The 14,896-nt window shown below is 65.8% G+C and carries 9 protein-coding genes; 6 read left to right on the top strand and 3 right to left on the bottom strand.

Annotation, left to right across the window (positions count from 1 at the left end):
- Positions 1–106: 106 nt before the first annotated feature.
- Positions 107–2,428 carry a S9 family peptidase gene (locus H9L16_RS04455; protein ID WP_187553362.1) on the top strand — a complete coding sequence of 774 codons (2,322 nt, stop codon included), beginning with the start codon at positions 107–109 and terminating at the stop codon, positions 2,426–2,428.
- Between the two features lie 85 nt (positions 2,429–2,513).
- Here the strand turns inward: H9L16_RS04455 and H9L16_RS04450 are convergent, their stop codons facing one another.
- The 3 genes from H9L16_RS04450 to H9L16_RS04440 all read right to left on the bottom strand — a co-directional run bounded on the left by H9L16_RS04450 (position 2,514) and on the right by H9L16_RS04440 (position 6,760).
- Positions 2,514–3,248 carry a glutathione binding-like protein gene (locus H9L16_RS04450; protein WP_187553361.1) on the bottom strand — a complete coding sequence of 245 codons (735 nt, stop codon included), beginning with the start codon at positions 3,246–3,248 and terminating at the stop codon, positions 2,514–2,516.
- 126 nt (positions 3,249–3,374) lie between these two features.
- The gene (locus H9L16_RS04445) at positions 3,375–4,397 is read right to left on the bottom strand and encodes a glycoside hydrolase family 16 protein (RefSeq protein WP_187553360.1); all 1,023 of its coding nucleotides are present in this window, start codon (positions 4,395–4,397) and stop codon (positions 3,375–3,377) included.
- A 2-nt stretch (positions 4,398–4,399) separates the two neighbouring features.
- A complete protein-coding gene (locus tag H9L16_RS04440; protein ID WP_187553359.1) occupies positions 4,400–6,760 on the bottom strand; it encodes a glycoside hydrolase family 3 protein in 2,361 nt (786 codons plus the stop codon).
- Positions 6,761–7,156: 396 nt separating this feature from the next.
- On the opposite strand from H9L16_RS04440, the gene H9L16_RS04435 reads away from it, so the two are divergent.
- From H9L16_RS04435 to H9L16_RS04415, 5 genes are all read left to right on the top strand, one after another.
- Complete coding sequence (locus H9L16_RS04435) at positions 7,157–8,230, top strand: LacI family DNA-binding transcriptional regulator (protein ID WP_187553358.1); 1,074 nt, start codon at positions 7,157–7,159, stop codon at positions 8,228–8,230.
- 238 nt (positions 8,231–8,468) lie between these two features.
- Positions 8,469–11,492 carry a TonB-dependent receptor gene (locus tag H9L16_RS04430; RefSeq protein ID WP_187553357.1) on the top strand — a complete coding sequence of 1,008 codons (3,024 nt, stop codon included), beginning with the start codon at positions 8,469–8,471 and terminating at the stop codon, positions 11,490–11,492.
- A 123-nt stretch (positions 11,493–11,615) separates the two neighbouring features.
- Positions 11,616–13,169 (top strand): tryptophan halogenase family protein, encoded by a 1,554-nt coding sequence (locus H9L16_RS04425; RefSeq protein ID WP_187553356.1) that lies wholly within the window; start codon positions 11,616–11,618, stop codon positions 13,167–13,169.
- A gap of 10 nt (positions 13,170–13,179) precedes the next feature.
- Complete coding sequence (locus H9L16_RS04420; protein WP_187553355.1) at positions 13,180–13,887, top strand: SapC family protein; 708 nt, start codon at positions 13,180–13,182, stop codon at positions 13,885–13,887.
- The gene (locus H9L16_RS04415; RefSeq protein WP_187553354.1) at positions 13,871–14,890 is read left to right on the top strand and encodes a cupin-like domain-containing protein; all 1,020 of its coding nucleotides are present in this window, start codon (positions 13,871–13,873) and stop codon (positions 14,888–14,890) included. The genes H9L16_RS04420 and H9L16_RS04415 overlap by 17 nt, the downstream gene beginning before the upstream one ends.
- Positions 14,891–14,896: the final 6 nt, after the last annotated feature.

The raw sequence follows: 14,896 nt of genomic DNA, 5'->3' as shown, positions 1-14,896 counted from the left end.
TGGCAGCCGGTTTCCCATGCCATTCGTCACGGGCCGCGACCAACGCGGCGCGCTAGCATCCGCGTTCAGGCAGTAGTCGGAAAACGGGACGGGACAGATGGGGCGCATGAATGCGAAGCAGGCGTGGCTGGGGGCGATGCTGGTGACCGGTATCGGCATGGGTGATGCGATGGCGCAGGCGCGGGCGTTGACCGCCGCCGATTACGAGCGCGCCGCGTCGATGCTGGGCGACCGCACCGGCCCGCTGATGGATCGCGCAACCAGCGGCATCGGCTGGCTGGACGACGGCACCCTGGTCTACCGCGAGCGCACCGCTGGCGTGGAGCGAGTCCTGCGCTTCGACCCGGCCACCGGCAAGACCACGCCGGCGTTCAATGCGCAGGCGTTGGCCGATGCGATGAACCTGGCCGCCGCCGGCAAGGGACGGCCGGTGGATGCCGGCAAACTGCCGCCGCTTCAGGTCTCCCGCAATGCCGATGGCAGCCTGCGCCTGGCCGGCATGCAGGGCGAGTTCCGCTGCGACGCCGACGGCTGCGGCGTGTTGTCCAAGCCTGCCTCGGGTGAGGAGCCCGGCGCGCCATCGCCCGACGGCAGCCGCGAGGCCTTCATCCGCGACTGGAACCTGTGGCTGCGCGACCTCGGCAGCGGCAAGGAAACCCAGCTCACCTTCGACGGCAAGCCGGACTATGGCTACGCCACCGACAACGCCGGCTGGAAGCACACCGACAACGCGATCCTGGTGTGGTCGCCGGATGGCAAGCAGATCGCCACGTTCCAGCAGGACCAGCGCAAGACCAGCACGATGACCATGGTCGCAACCAATGTCGGCGTGCCGAAGGTCGAGCAGTGGAAGTACCCGTTCGTCGGCGACAAGGACGTCACCATGATCGAGCGGGTCATCATCGACCTGTCCGGAGCCAAGCCGAAGACCATCCGCCTGCAAATGCCGCCGGACCAGCATCGTTCGACCTGCAGCGACGACATCGTCTGCAGCGAAGGCTGGGAAGACGTGCAGTGGGCGAAGGACGGCAAGACCCTGGCCTTCGTCAGCACCGACCGCGGCCACAAGTCCGCGACCCTGCGCGTGGCCGAAGCCGCCACCGGCAAGGTCCGCGACGTGTTCGTGGAAACCGTGGCCACCCAGTACCAGAGCGCACCGGCGCTGGACTCGGTCAACTGGCGCTACCTGCCGGAGAGCAACGAGTTCCTGTGGTTCAGCCAGAAATCCGACTGGGGCCACCTGTACCTGCACGACCTGGCCAGCGGCAAGGAAAAGCGCCAACTCACCAGCGGTGACTGGAACGTGGCCAAGGTTGCTCACCTCGACACCGCGTCGCGCACGCTCTGGTTCGAGGGCGTCGGCCGCGAAGCCGACCGAGATCCGTATTTCGTCCACTACTACAAGGTCGGCATGGACGGCGGCGACGTGCAGTTGCTCACGCCGGAAAACGCCAACCACGCGATTACCGTGTCCGAAGACGGCAAGCGCTTCGTCGATGTGTATTCGACGATCGACACCGCGCCGGTCGCGTTGGTGCGCGATGCCGATGGCAAACAGGTCGCCGAACTCGCGCGCACGGATATTTCGCGGCTGAAGGCAGCGGGTTGGGTCGCCCCGGAGTCGTTCACCGTGAAGGCGCGCGACGGCAAGACCGATCTCTATGGCCAGATGTTCAAGCCGTCCAACTTCGATGCATCGAAGAAGTATCCGATCGTCACCTACATCTACCCCGGCCCGCAGGTCGGTTCGGTGCGCTCGCGCAGCTTCACGCCCGCGCACGGCGACCACCAGGCGTTGGCCGAACTGGGCTTCATCGTGATCGCCGTTGATGGCATGGGCACGCCGATGCGCAGCAAGGCGTTCCAGGACGCGTGGTACGGCGACATGGCCGACAACACGTTGCCGGACCAGGTCGCCGCGCTGAAGGAACTCGCGGCGAAATATCCGTGGATCGACGCCACCCGCGCCGGCATGTGGGGCCATTCCGGCGGCGGCAATGCCACCGCCACCGCGATGTTCCGCTACCCGGAGGTCTACAAGGTCGGCATCGCCGAATCCGGCAACCACGACAACCTCAGCTACGAGGACGACTGGGGCGAGCGTTACCACGGCCTGATGGAAACCAACGCCGACGGCACCAGCAACTACACCGGCCAGGACAATGCGGCCTACGCGAAGAACCTGAAGGGCAAGCTGTTCCTGTTGCATGGCCTGATGGACGACAACGTGCCGCCGCAATCCACCCTGCTGGTGGTGGATGCGTTGATGAAGGCGAACAAGGATTTCGACCTGCTGCTGCTGCCGAATGCGCGCCACGGCTACGGCAAGGACAGCTACTACGTCATGCGTCGGCGCTGGGACTATTTCGTCGAACACCTGCTCGGCGCGACGCCGCCGAAGGAATTCGAGCTGAAGCCGAAGATGTGAGGTCTGCCAGAGGCGAGGCCGGGGGCGTTCGCGCAGCGACATCTCGAGTCGCGTAGCGAATGCACCCGGCCTCGCCTTTTTTGCGTCAGCGCGCGCCCTGCCCGAACAGGATCTTCTTCTGCTCGTCGCTCATCGGCTTGCCGGCGTCGGGGCTGACCTGCTTCGTCAGCGCATACGCGCGACGGGTCGCAGGACGTTCGCGGATCGCCGCCTGCCAGTGTCGGACGTTGGCGAAAGGCGCGAGGTCCAGCGGCGCCTTGTCGTACGGGCTGATCCACGGATAGCTGGCCATGTCGGCAATGCTGTAGTCCGCGCCGGCGATGAAGGCGCGGCCCTCCAGCTGCGTGTCGAGCACGCCCAGCAGGCGCTCGGCTTCCTTGCGGTAGCGGTCCTTCGCATACGCGATGTCCTCGGGCGCGTAGACGTGGAAGTGCCCGTACTGTCCGGTCATCGGACCCAGTCCGCCCATCTGCCAGAACAGCCATTCGTTGACCAGGATGCGCTGGCGCAATGCGGTACCTGCGTCGGCACCATCGGGGATGCCGAGGAAACGCCCGGTCTTGTTGGCCAGGTAGAGCAGGATCGCGCCGGACTCGAACACGTTGATCGGCGCGCCGCCATCGGCAGGTGCATGGTCGACGATCGCCGGCATCTTGTTGTTCGGCGAGATGCGCAGGAAGTCGGGTTCGAACTGCGCGCCCTTGCCGATGTTCACCGGCTTGATCGTGTAATCGAGGCCGTGCCCTTGCTCGGCAAGCTCTTCAAGAAAGAGCGTGACCTTGTGCCCGTTCGGGGTGGGCCAGTAGTAGAGGTCGATCATCGTGGAAGCTCCGCCAACGTGGGAGCGCCACTCTAGCCCCGGCGTGATGCAGGTGCCGGCAACGCAGTGTTGCGCTCCGATCCGTCATTCCCGCCTTCGCGGGAATGACGAGCAAGAGCGAACCCGTTACAGCGCGGGGCGCTTTTGCGCGGCTTCCGGTACCACCAGCTTTGCATCGGAGCCGACGGTCGCGCAGCCGTGGCCATCGGGCGTGCCGGCGCTGCAGCGATACACCCGCACGTAATCGACCAGCATGCCCTGCGGGAACGCGGCTTCGTCGATGCCGGTCGCGTTCACCTTGCCGGCCCAGTTGCCGCCCACCGCGAGGTTCAGCAGCAGGTGGTACTTCGAAGCGCGGTCGAACGGTGCGCCCGGCGGAGAGTCGACCCAATCGCCGCCCTTGCGCACCTGCGAGAACCAGCCGTCCGCACGCTGCGTCGCGTAGTGCACACCGTCCACGTACCAGCGGATCTCGCCTTCCTCCCACTCCAGCGCATACACATGGAAACCGTCGGAAGGGCTCGCGCCATTCGGCAACCGAAACCAGGTGCCGGTATGCACATTGCCCGGCGACGGCCGGCCGTAATGCAGGGTGCCGTGCACGCGTGTTTCCCTGGTGCCTGACGCCGCGCCGGGTTCATCGGTCGGCGTGCCGATGTTGACCGCTTCCATGATGTCGATCTCGCCGGACGCCGCCCACGTACCGTAGGACGAATCGGTGGGCAGCATCCAGATCGCCGGCCACGCACCTTGCCCGTGCGGCAGGCGTGCGCGGATCTCGAAGCGCCCGAAGGTCCATTCCTGCTTGTGCTTCGTGCGCAGCCGCGCCGAGGTGTAGGGCAGGGTGGCTTTCAGGCGACCGCCACCCTCCGGCTGGTTGCTGGCGGTGAACGCCTCGCGCTTGGCGACGATGTAAAGCAGGCCGTCGGCGACGAAGGCGTTGGCGAACTTTCCCTGGCGGCGGGTGTAGCACTGCTGTTCGGCATTGCCACCACCCCAGCAGTTCTCCTCGATGTCCCAGTTGGCCAGGTCGATGGTGTCGCCGTCGAACTCATCCTTCCACGCAAGTTCCCATCGCGCCGGCGCGATGGCACCGGCGGCGGGATCGTTGCCCAGCAACAACATCGAGGTGAGTGCGATGGCGTGCATGCTCAGCGGATCGGGCACTCGACCTTGTAGTCGAAATCGGTGCTGGCGACGACCTTCGACAGCGCCAACTGCACGCCGTTGCTGCCGCGCAGGTAGAACGGCATGTCGAGCTTGCCGGTGTCCGCGCCGGCCACGCGCAGGCACTTCAGCTGCACGCCAAGCCGCGTCCACTCGCCCTTCGGCAACTTGGCCAGCGCGTCGCCGATCTGCACCTCGCCCTTGCAGGCCGCACCGCAGCCGGTGCCGATCGCGGCCTTGGCTCCGGCCGGCAGCGCATCGACGCGCACGGTGGCGACCAGGAAGACATCGCCGTTGGTCTCGCGGCCCAGGTCGACCGGCGTGTTCGAGCGCACCTCGACCACGCCGTCGCCCTTGAACACGAACTGGCGCGCGCCTTCCTGGATCGTGGTGTTGATCGCGGTCATCGCCAGCGAGCCGTCGGTGGTGGTCGCCATTGGATGCACGATGTCCATCGCCTTGCCGTCGGCACCGACCAGGCGCAGGGTCGAACCGGTGGTGGCGACGCCGTTGTCGAACCACAGGTTGGTGCGCGCGGCATCCGGATCGATGCCCGGATCCTCGCTCAACGCTGCAAGCTCGCCCTTGTCGGCATAGCGCAGGCCGAAGCCGAACGGAAACAGCGGGTCGTAGTTCCTTTGCCCGAAATTGTTGTCGTTCTGGTCGGCGCGTTTCGGCCACGAGTAGCTGAGCTTGCCGTGGAAGTCGTGCTGTGTCTTGCCGTCCTTGCCGCGCAACAACACGTCGGCGACGCCCGCGCCTTCGGAGCCAGGCAGCCATGCGGCGACGAACGCATCGGCGGCGTTGAGTTCGCGGTTCATCCACAGCGGTCGCCCGCTCAGGAACACCGCGACCACCGGGATGCCATCGGCCTTGAGTTTCTTGATGAGTTCGAGGTCGCCGGACTTGCCGGCCTTGAACATCAGGTTGGGCAGGTCGCCCTGGAATTCGGCATACGGATCCTCGCCGAACACGACGACGGCGACATCGGGCTTCGTCGTGTACTTGCCGTCCTTCGCCAACTCACTCTTGCCGCCGGCAGCCGAGACCTGCTGGCGGAAACCGTCCCAGATCGAATCGGCATTCGGGAAGTCCGCGCGCTTGGTGCCATCGCCCTGCCAGGTGAGCGTCCAGCCACCGGTCTGCTTGGTCAGGTTGTCCGCGCCGTCGCCTGCGAGCAGGATCTTCGCGTTCGGCGACAGCGGCAGCAGGCCGCCCTGGTTCTTCAGCAGCACCAGCGATTCGCGCACGGCCTGCCGTGCGACCGCGCGATGCGCCGGCGCGCCGAGCAATTCGAACTTGCCGCCCAGCGCGCGCTGCGAGGGCTTGGGCTTCTCGAACAGGCCCATGCGGAATTTCGTGCGCAGGATCCGGCGCACCGCGTCATCCAGCCGCGCCATCGGGATCGCGCCGGACTTCACGTGCGCCAGCGTCGATTCGTACAGGCCCTTCCAGCTGTCCGGGGCCATCGGCATGTCCAGGCCGGCGATGTAGGTCTGCGCGCAATCGGTGTTGGTGCAGCCCTTGACCTGGCCGTGGCCGTTCCAGTCGCCGACGATGAAGCCGCCGAAGTTCATCCGCTCCTTGAGCACGCCGGTGAGCAGGCCCTGGTGGCCATGCATTTTCTCGCCGTGGAAGCTGTTGTACGAGGCCATCACCGACTGCGCACCGGCGGCGATCGATGGCACGTAGCCGGCCGCATGCACATCGCGCATCACGGCTTCACTGACCTCGGTATTGCCCTGGTCCTTGCCGTTGGTGGTGCCGCCATCGCCGAGGAAATGCTTGACCGTGGTCATCACGTGGTGGTCGTCGAGGAAGTCCTTCGCGCCTGCCTTGCCCTGCAGGCCTTCGACCATCGCCGGCGCGAGCATCGCGACCACCCCGGGATTTTCGGAATAGCCCTCGTAGGTGCGACCCCAGCGGTCATCCTGCGGCACCGCGACAGTCGGCGCGAAGGTCCATTCCATGCCGGTGGTGCGGGTTTCCACCGCGGTGATGCGGCCGATCTCGCGGATCAGGTCGGGGTTGCGGGTGGCGCCCAGGCCGATGTTGTGCGGGAACAACGTGGCGCCGACGATGTTGCTCTGGCCATGCACGGCGTCGATGCCCCAGATCACCGGGATCGCCTTGCCGCCGCGCGAGGTGTCCATCGACTCCTCCCAGAACGCATCGGCCAGATCCAGCCAGGCCTTGGGCGCGGCGTTGTAGACGTTGCCCGGATCGGAACCGCCGCCGGCGAGGATCGAGCCAAGCCGGTAATTGCGCAGGTCGGCCGGGGTGATCGTGGAGATGTCGCCCTGGATGGTCTGCCCGACTTTTTCCTCGATCGTCATCTTCGCCATCAAGGCATCGATCTTCCGCTCCAGCGCGGCGTCGGCCGGCAGCGGCCAGGTCGGTTGCGGCCAGTGCGCGGGATCGATGGCGGCGGCCGGCGACGCGGCACGCTGATCCGCGGCGAAGGCGGCAGTCGCGGTCAGCAGCGCGATGGCCAGCAGGCTGCGGCGGAAAGCATGGCGGGGAGGCGTGGCTTCGAGGTATGCAACGGCATGTCTGCGTTTCCTGGACGACGGCGGGGCGGTAGGATTAAATTGGTGCGGAGCGCAATGACAGCGTTGTCAGCACCAGCGCACAATAGCGGGTACGACCGGCGAAGGCTTGCTGCAAAGCGGCAAGCCTTCGCTGCGTGGCAAGGCCGCACACTTTCGATGCGGTCGGCGAGCCGGTGCGGGGAACAGTCAATGGGCGACACGAAACCTGCGGCAGACGAGGCCGCGAGCGAACAGGTGCGTGCGAAGGCCGGGCGCGTGCGGATCGAGGACGTGGCGGAAGCGGCCGGTGTCTCGATGAAGACGGTGTCGCGCGTGCTCAACAACGAACCCAACGTCTCCCCGCGCACCCGCGGCCTGGTCGAGGCCGCGGTCGAGAAGCTGCGCTACCGGCCGTTGCCATCGGCGCGGGTGCTCGCCGGGCGGCGCTCGTACCTGGTGGCGATGCTGTTCGACAACCCGTCGAACAACTACCTGATGGAGATCGAGCTGGGCGTGCTGGATGCCTGCCAGGCGCAGCACTACAACCTGATGTTGGCACCGCTGGTCTACAACGCCGACGACATCATCGACAAGGTCGAGGCGCTGGTGGTGCAGGCGCAACTGGACGGGGTGATCCTGACCCCGCCGATCACCGACGACGTGGCCCTGCTGCGCCGCCTGGAGGAGCTGGGGATTCCGTACGCCAGCATCTCGGCGAAAGAGCAGAACCGGCATGTGGGCGTGGTGGTGGACGAGCACGGCGCGGTCTGTTCGATGATGGCGCACCTCGCCTCGCTCGGTCATCGGCGCATCGCCCATGTCCGCGGGCATGCCGCGCACGGCGCCAGCGCGTGGCGGCTGGCGGGGTATCGCGAGGGCCTGCGCCGGGCCGGCCTGCGCTATGACGCCAGGCTGGTGGTGGATGGCGAATTTTCCTACGAGTCCGGCTATGCCGCGACCAATGCACTGCTCGACCTGGACGATCGCCCGACCGCGATTTTCGCCGCCAACGACGACATGGCCGCCGGCGCGATCTGTGCGATCTGCGAACGAGGCCTGTCGGTGCCCGGGGATATCTCGGTCTGCGGCTTCGACGACACCCCGATCGCCCACCAGATCTATCCGGCGCTGACCACGGTGCGCCAGCCCACCCGCGAGATGGGCCGCCTGGCCGCCACCGAGTTGCTCAAGGAAGTGCGCGAACTGGGCAGTGGCGGCATCGTCGACGTGCCTTATGCGCTGCAGTTGCGGCGTTCGACCGGGCCCGTTTCCAGCGTCGATTGACGGAGCGGCACACGCGTTCCCAATTGGGAAGGTCGATCGTCTGATGCTGCAACGCAACAAGATTTCATGCGGAAAGACGCTGCAGCACAAGCAGGAAGGCGGTGCTGCACTGCAGTTTGACAACGCTGTCAATTTGCCTTCCTAATGCCGCCGCACCAGTCGCCAGCACCTTGGCGCGTGTGACAAAAAATTCAGACACCCACAGTTTTCGTGCAAATCCTTGGAGAGGGGGATGCCCATGAAGCAACAGCACGCTGCACCCAGGAAACAATTGCTCGTCACCGCATTGCTGCTGGCGATGGCATCGCCAGTGATGGCGCAGGATGCCAACGCCGACCAGGACAAGCCCGCGGGCACGGCCACCAGCGAAGAGGCGAAGGATCTCGACACCGTCGTGGTGGTCGGCATTCGCGGGGCCCTCGAATCCGCGATGAACCTCAAGCGCGATTCGCAGGGTGTGGTCGACGGTATCGCCGCCGAGGACATCGGCAAGTTCCCGGACACCAACCTGGCCGAATCGCTGCAACGCATCAGCGGCGTCTCGATCGATCGCACCGCCAGCGGCGAAGGGTCCAAGGTCACCGTGCGCGGCATCGGCCCGGATCACAACCTGGTCCTGCTCAATGGGCGGCAGATGCCGGGTGCCCTGCTCAACGGCTTCGATGCCTCCAACTCGCGCGCGTTCGACTTCGCCAACCTGGCATCGGAAGCGGTGGCTGGCGTGGAGGTCTACAAGACCGGTCGCGCCGACAATCCCACCGGCGGCATCGGCGCGACCATCAACATCAAGACCGCGCGACCGCTGGAAAGCGGCCCGCTGGCCAATCTCGGCATCAAGACGGTCCACGACACATCCAACGGCAATCTGCCCACGTCGCTGCAGGGCAAGGATTACACCGGCGAAGTGTCCGGCATCTTCAGCCGCAGCTTCGCCGACGGCAAGTTCGGCATCGCGCTGAGCGGCAGCTACCAGGATCGCGACAGCGGCTACAATCAGGCCAGCGTGGGCAGTGGCTGGCGCACGCACTTCGGCAATGAAGGCGGCTGGGGCGTGATTCCGCAGGGTGCGCCTGGCGTCGAGAACCAGCCCGGCCCGACCGACCTGTATTCGGTCCCGCAGTCGTTCGGCTACACGGTCAACAGCGTGCAACGTCAGCGCACCAATGGCCAGCTGACCCTGCAGTTCGCGCCGACCGATCGCCTGACCGCGACGCTCGACTACACCTATTCCGAAAACAAGATCCAGCAGCAGCGCAACGAAATGTCGGTCTGGTTCAACTTCGGCCCGTCCGAAAGCGCGTGGACCGATGGCCCGGCCGCGGGTCCGGTGTTCTACCGCGAACTGATCAACTGCACCGACCAGCTCGGCCCGAACGGGGTCTACGTGGGCTGCGCCGACCTGGCCGTGGGCGGCAGCAAGGGGGCGACCCGCGCCGTCAACGATTCGGTCGGCTTCAACGTGGAATGGGCGGTCACCGACGCGTTCGACCTGGAGTTCGACTACCACAACTCGTCGGCCGAGATCGGCCCCGACAGCGACTGGGGTACCGACGGCAGCATCGGCGTTGCCGCCAACATGCGCGGCAATACCACGGTCTGGTTCGACGGCGAACTGCCGATCCTCGAGATGGGGTTGAACCCCACGGTCGGTGGCGTGCATCCGTCGCAGGCACGCCCCAGCGGGCGTCGTTACGTGAATGGATACTCGCGTTCCGAAGTCGAACAGGGCCGCCTGGATGGCGACTTCAAGTTCGGCGACTACTCGAGTTTCAAGTTCGGCGTGGCCAGCACCGAGGTCAGGAACCGCACGGCGCTGGGCATCACCGAGTACCCCGATTGGGGCGCGCCGCTCGGTACGCCGGGCGATTGGGATGACGCGATCTGGCAGATCGACGACATGGCCAAGTATTTCGGCGCGTTTTCCAACGGCAACGACCCGCGTTTCACCTCGCTGTTCCTGACCACGGATCTGGAGCGCCTGCGCGACGCGGTGGGTGCCAGCGGCGAGATGACGACCTACCCGGACGAGTACCTCAACAACGACCTGAATACCACCGAGAAGACGCGCAGCGCCTATGTGCAGTTCAACACGCGCTGGGAGACCCGCGTGCCGGTCGATCTGGCGGTGGGCGTGCGCTACGAAAAAACCAAGGTGCTCTCCGCAGCACAGGTGGTGACCCCGGTCGCCGTTCAGTGGAACGCACCCAACGAGCTCCAGGCGATCATGGGCGGCAAGTCGTTCACCAGTCTGGAGGGCGAGTACAACTACTGGCTGCCGAGCCTGGACGCCAAGTTCGAGCTGACCGAGGACATGGTGTTGCGCGCCAGCTATGGCCACAGCATCGGCCGGCCCGGCTGGAAAGACATCCAGGGCGGATTGGTGATTGGCGGGAATGTGCGCGTGAATGGCGGCAGCGGCTCGGCCGGCAACCCGAACCTGAAGCCCCTGCTGTCCAAGAACATCGACCTGTCATACGAGTGGTACTACGGGAACGCCAGCTACTTCTCGTTGAGCTATTACCGCAAGAACATCTCCAACTACATCGACAACGGCGCGGGCTCGTTCCAGGACACCCTGTTCAGTCTGCCCACGCCGATCGGCGGCGATTACTGGAACGAAGCGATTGCCGAAGGTTGCGGTGTCGCGGACGGGCAGTGCATTCGCGACTACATCTTCGCCAACTACGATGGCCAGCCTGGGGTGGACGCGGCGAATGGGATCATCACCGGGCAAGCCGGGGATCCGCTGACGGTGTTCAGCATCACCACGCCTGCCAATGCCGGCTCGCACAACCTCAACGGCTTCGAAATCAACCTGCAACACATGTTCGGTGACAGCGGCTTTGGCCTGGCGACCAACTACACCATCGTCCGCAGCCCCAGCCTGCAATACGACAATGCGGCAAAGGGTCCGCAGCAGGTGCTGGTGGGCCTGAGCGATTCCGCAAACCTGGTCGGCTTCTACGACAAGGGCGACTGGCAGGTGCGCCTGGCCTACAACTGGCGCGACCAGTTCCTGAGCGGACAGTACGACGGCGATCCTGGCGATGTCGCCAAGAACAACCCGGTGTATGTCGAGCGCTACGGTCAGTGGGATCTGAGCGTGGGTTACAAGTTCAACGAGCGCCTGACGTTGCAGTTCGAGGGGATCAACCTGACCGACGAAACCGCACGCCTGAGCGAGCGCAACCGGAACATCCTGTTCTACGGCACCCAGACCGGTCCGCGTTACATGCTGGGCCTGCGTTACGACTTCCAGTAAGCAGTGGCGGCAGGGACCGGCAACGGGCCATGATCGCGTGACGAAGCCGCTGGTCGCCAGCGGCTTCGTCATTTCACGGGTTCGCTATCGTGATCCGTTCATGCAACTTGGAGAGGCAGACGCGTGGATCAATTCATCAGACATGTGGTCATCCTGGGCGGTGGCTCTGCCGGCTGGTTGACGGCCGCCGTGCTAGCCGCCGAGCACGACACCGCGTCCGGCTCCGGCTTGCGGATCACTCTGATCGAATCGCCGGAGGTGTCGACGATCGGCGTGGGCGAAGGCACCTGGCCGACCATGCGCGACACCCTGCGCCGGATCGGCGTGAGCGAGACCGACTTCATCCGCCAGTGCGATGCGGCCTTCAAGCAGGGCTCGAAGTTCGTCAACTGGCGGGAAGACCTCCAGGGCGACTACTACCACCATCCCTTCGTGCTGCCGCCGGGCTTCCTGGACACGCATCTCGCGGCCGGCTGGCTGGCGCACAGCGACGTGCCCTTCAGCATGCTCACCTGCTTCCAGTCGCACCTGTGCGAGGCAGGCAAGTCGCCCAAGCAGTTCGCCACACCGGAATGGGCGGCGGTGGCCAATTACTCCTATCACCTCGATGCCGCCAAGCTGGGCGCGTTCCTGCGCACGCACTGCGTCGAGAAACTCGGCGTGCGTCATGTTTCCGATCACATGATCGGCATCAATACCCACGACAACGGCGACATCGCGTCCCTGCAGACGCGCGAGAACGGCGCGATCGAAGGCGACCTGTTCGTCGATTGCAGCGGCATGCGCGCGCTGCTGATCGGCCAGCACTACGGGGTCGAAATCGAGTCGCAGAAGGACGTGCTGTTCAACGACCGTGCGATCGCGGTGCAGGTGCCGTACGTCGATCCGAGCGTGGAGATCGCCTGCCAGACCATCTCGACCGCGCAGGAGGCCGGCTGGATCTGGGACATCGGCCTGCAGAGCCGGCGCGGCATCGGTCACGTCTACTCCAGCACCCACACCAGCGACGACGATGCCGAAGCCGCGCTGCGCCGCTACATCGTGGAGACCGGCGGCCGCGAGGACGACATCCACACCTTGCCCAGGATCACCATCAAGCCCGGTTTCCGGCGTGGCGGGTGGCATCGCAACTGCGTGGCGATCGGCCTTGCGAGCGGCTTCATGGAACCGCTGGAAGCCTCGTCGCTGGTGATGGTGGAACTGGCGGCCGGCATGCTCGCCGACCAGATGCCATCCACGCGCGCGGCGGTCGACATCGTGGCGAAGCGCTACAACGACACCTTCAGCTATCGCTGGGATCGCATCGTCGATTTCCTCAAGCTGCACTACGTGCTCAGCAAGCGCGATGGCAGTGCGTACTGGCGCGACAACCGCCGGCCGGAAACGATCCCCGAACGCCTGCGCGAGCGGATGGAACTGTGGCGCCACCAGCCGCCGTCCCGATACGACCTCAACCGCGTCGAGGAAGTGTTTCCCTCGGCCAGCTACCAGTTCATCCTCTACGGCATGGGCTTCAAGCCCGAGCTGCGGCCGGCCACGCGGCGCATGGACGACGTGGCGCGCGCCGAAGGCTATTTCCGCGAATCGGCCGAGATGGCGCGCAGGATGCTGGCGGCGTTGCCGGGGCATCGCGAGATGCTCGATCATGTGAACACGCGCGGCATGCCGCGCATCTAGGACCGATCGAATGGCACGCCACGTCCAGCTCAACAACATCGACCATCGCGACCTGCGCATCGACACGCGGCGCGGCGCGGCGCTCGGGGATGACGTGGCCTTCGTCGCCACCTTCCCCGCGGAGTTCCGCGACCTGCAGGCGCATTACCCCATCGTGTTCCGCAAGGACGCGCAGGGCGTGCTGTCGCCGGTGGCATTGCTCGGCTTCCAGGAAGGGCACAACCTGTTCCTGGACGGCGAATGCTGGGATGCGGCCTACCTGCCGCTGGGGATCGAACGCCATCCGTTCCTGATCGGGCGCGGTGGCGATGACGTCACCGTGCATGTCGACCTGGACAGCCCGCGCGTGCGCAGCGATGCCGGCGAAGCGCTGTTCCGCGAGCATGGCGGCAATACCGATTACCTCGACCGGGTCGCTTCCGTGCTGCTGACCCTGCACAACGGCTTGCAGCGCGTGCCGGCGTTCGTCGATGCCTTGCTGGCGCGCGACCTGCTGGAATCGTTCGTGCTGGACGTGGAGCTGGACGACGGTTCGGTGAACCGGCTGACCGGCTATTACACGATCAACGAAGAGCGCCTGCGTGCGCTCGATGCAATGGCCCTCGGCGAGCTGCATGCAGCCGGCCACCTTGAGCCGGTGTTCATGGCGGTGGCCTCGGTGTCGAATTTCCGCGGTCTCATCGACAGGATGAACCGGAGCCGTGCTGGCGGGCGCTGAGCCAATCCCGGAGCGTCGGGGCGACTCGCCCGACGCCCTGTCCGATGCAGTGCTGGGGGCGGACAGGCCGGTGGTGTTGCGCGGCGTGGCCGCGCACTGGCCGATGGTGTCGGCTGCGCGCGGTTCCATGGAAGAGGCGGTGGCCTGCCTGCGCCGGCATGCGCGCGCGGACGCACCGCCGGTGGTCGCCACCACCGGAGCCCCGGAGATTGGTGGCCGCGTGTTCTACAACGAGACCTTCGACGGCTTCAATTTCCGCCAGGAAAACGTGCCGTTGGGCGTGGTCCTGGACACCCTGCTGAAATACGCCGCGCACGCCGCGCCGCCGATGATCTATGTCGCCTCCACCAGCATCGACACCTGGCTGCCGGGCTTGCGCACGCACAACGACCTCGACCTGGGCGGGCGCGATGCGCTGGCCAGCATCTGGATCGGCAACCGCACGCGCATTGCCGCGCACCAGGACGTGCCGAACAACATCGCCTGCGTGGTCGCCGGCCGTCGGCGGGTGACCCTGTTTCCGCCCTCGCAACTGCAGAACCTGTACATCGGTCCGCTCGACTTCAATCCGGCCGGCCAGGCCATCAGCCTGGTCGACTTCGCTGCGCCCGACCTCGACCGCTTCCCGCGTTTCGCCGAAGCGATGCGGCATGCGCAAGTGGCCGAACTGGAACCGGGCGATGCGGTGTTCATTCCTTCCCTGTGGTGGCATCACATGGAAGGGTTGGACGCGTTCAATGTGCTGGTCAACTACTGGTGGCGCGATGCGCCCGGGTGGATGGACACGCCGATGAACGTGCTGATGTACGCACTGATGACCCTCCGCGACCTGCCGGCGCACGAGCGCGCCGAGTGGCAGGAAGTGTTCCGCCACTACGTGTTCGAAGCGGATGCGGACACCGCCGCGCATATCCCGGAACCGGCACGCCGCGTGCTGTCGCCACTGGACGAACATCGCGCCCGCGACCTGCGCGCGCGCCTGCTGAAACGCATCAACCGTTGAGAGGTC

It is taken from the genome of Thermomonas carbonis (genome assembly GCF_014396975.1).
Taxonomy (GTDB): Bacteria; Pseudomonadota; Gammaproteobacteria; order Xanthomonadales; family Xanthomonadaceae; genus Thermomonas; species Thermomonas carbonis.
Note: the sequence above shows the minus strand (reverse complement) of the source record. Positions and strands in the feature narration are given on the sequence as shown.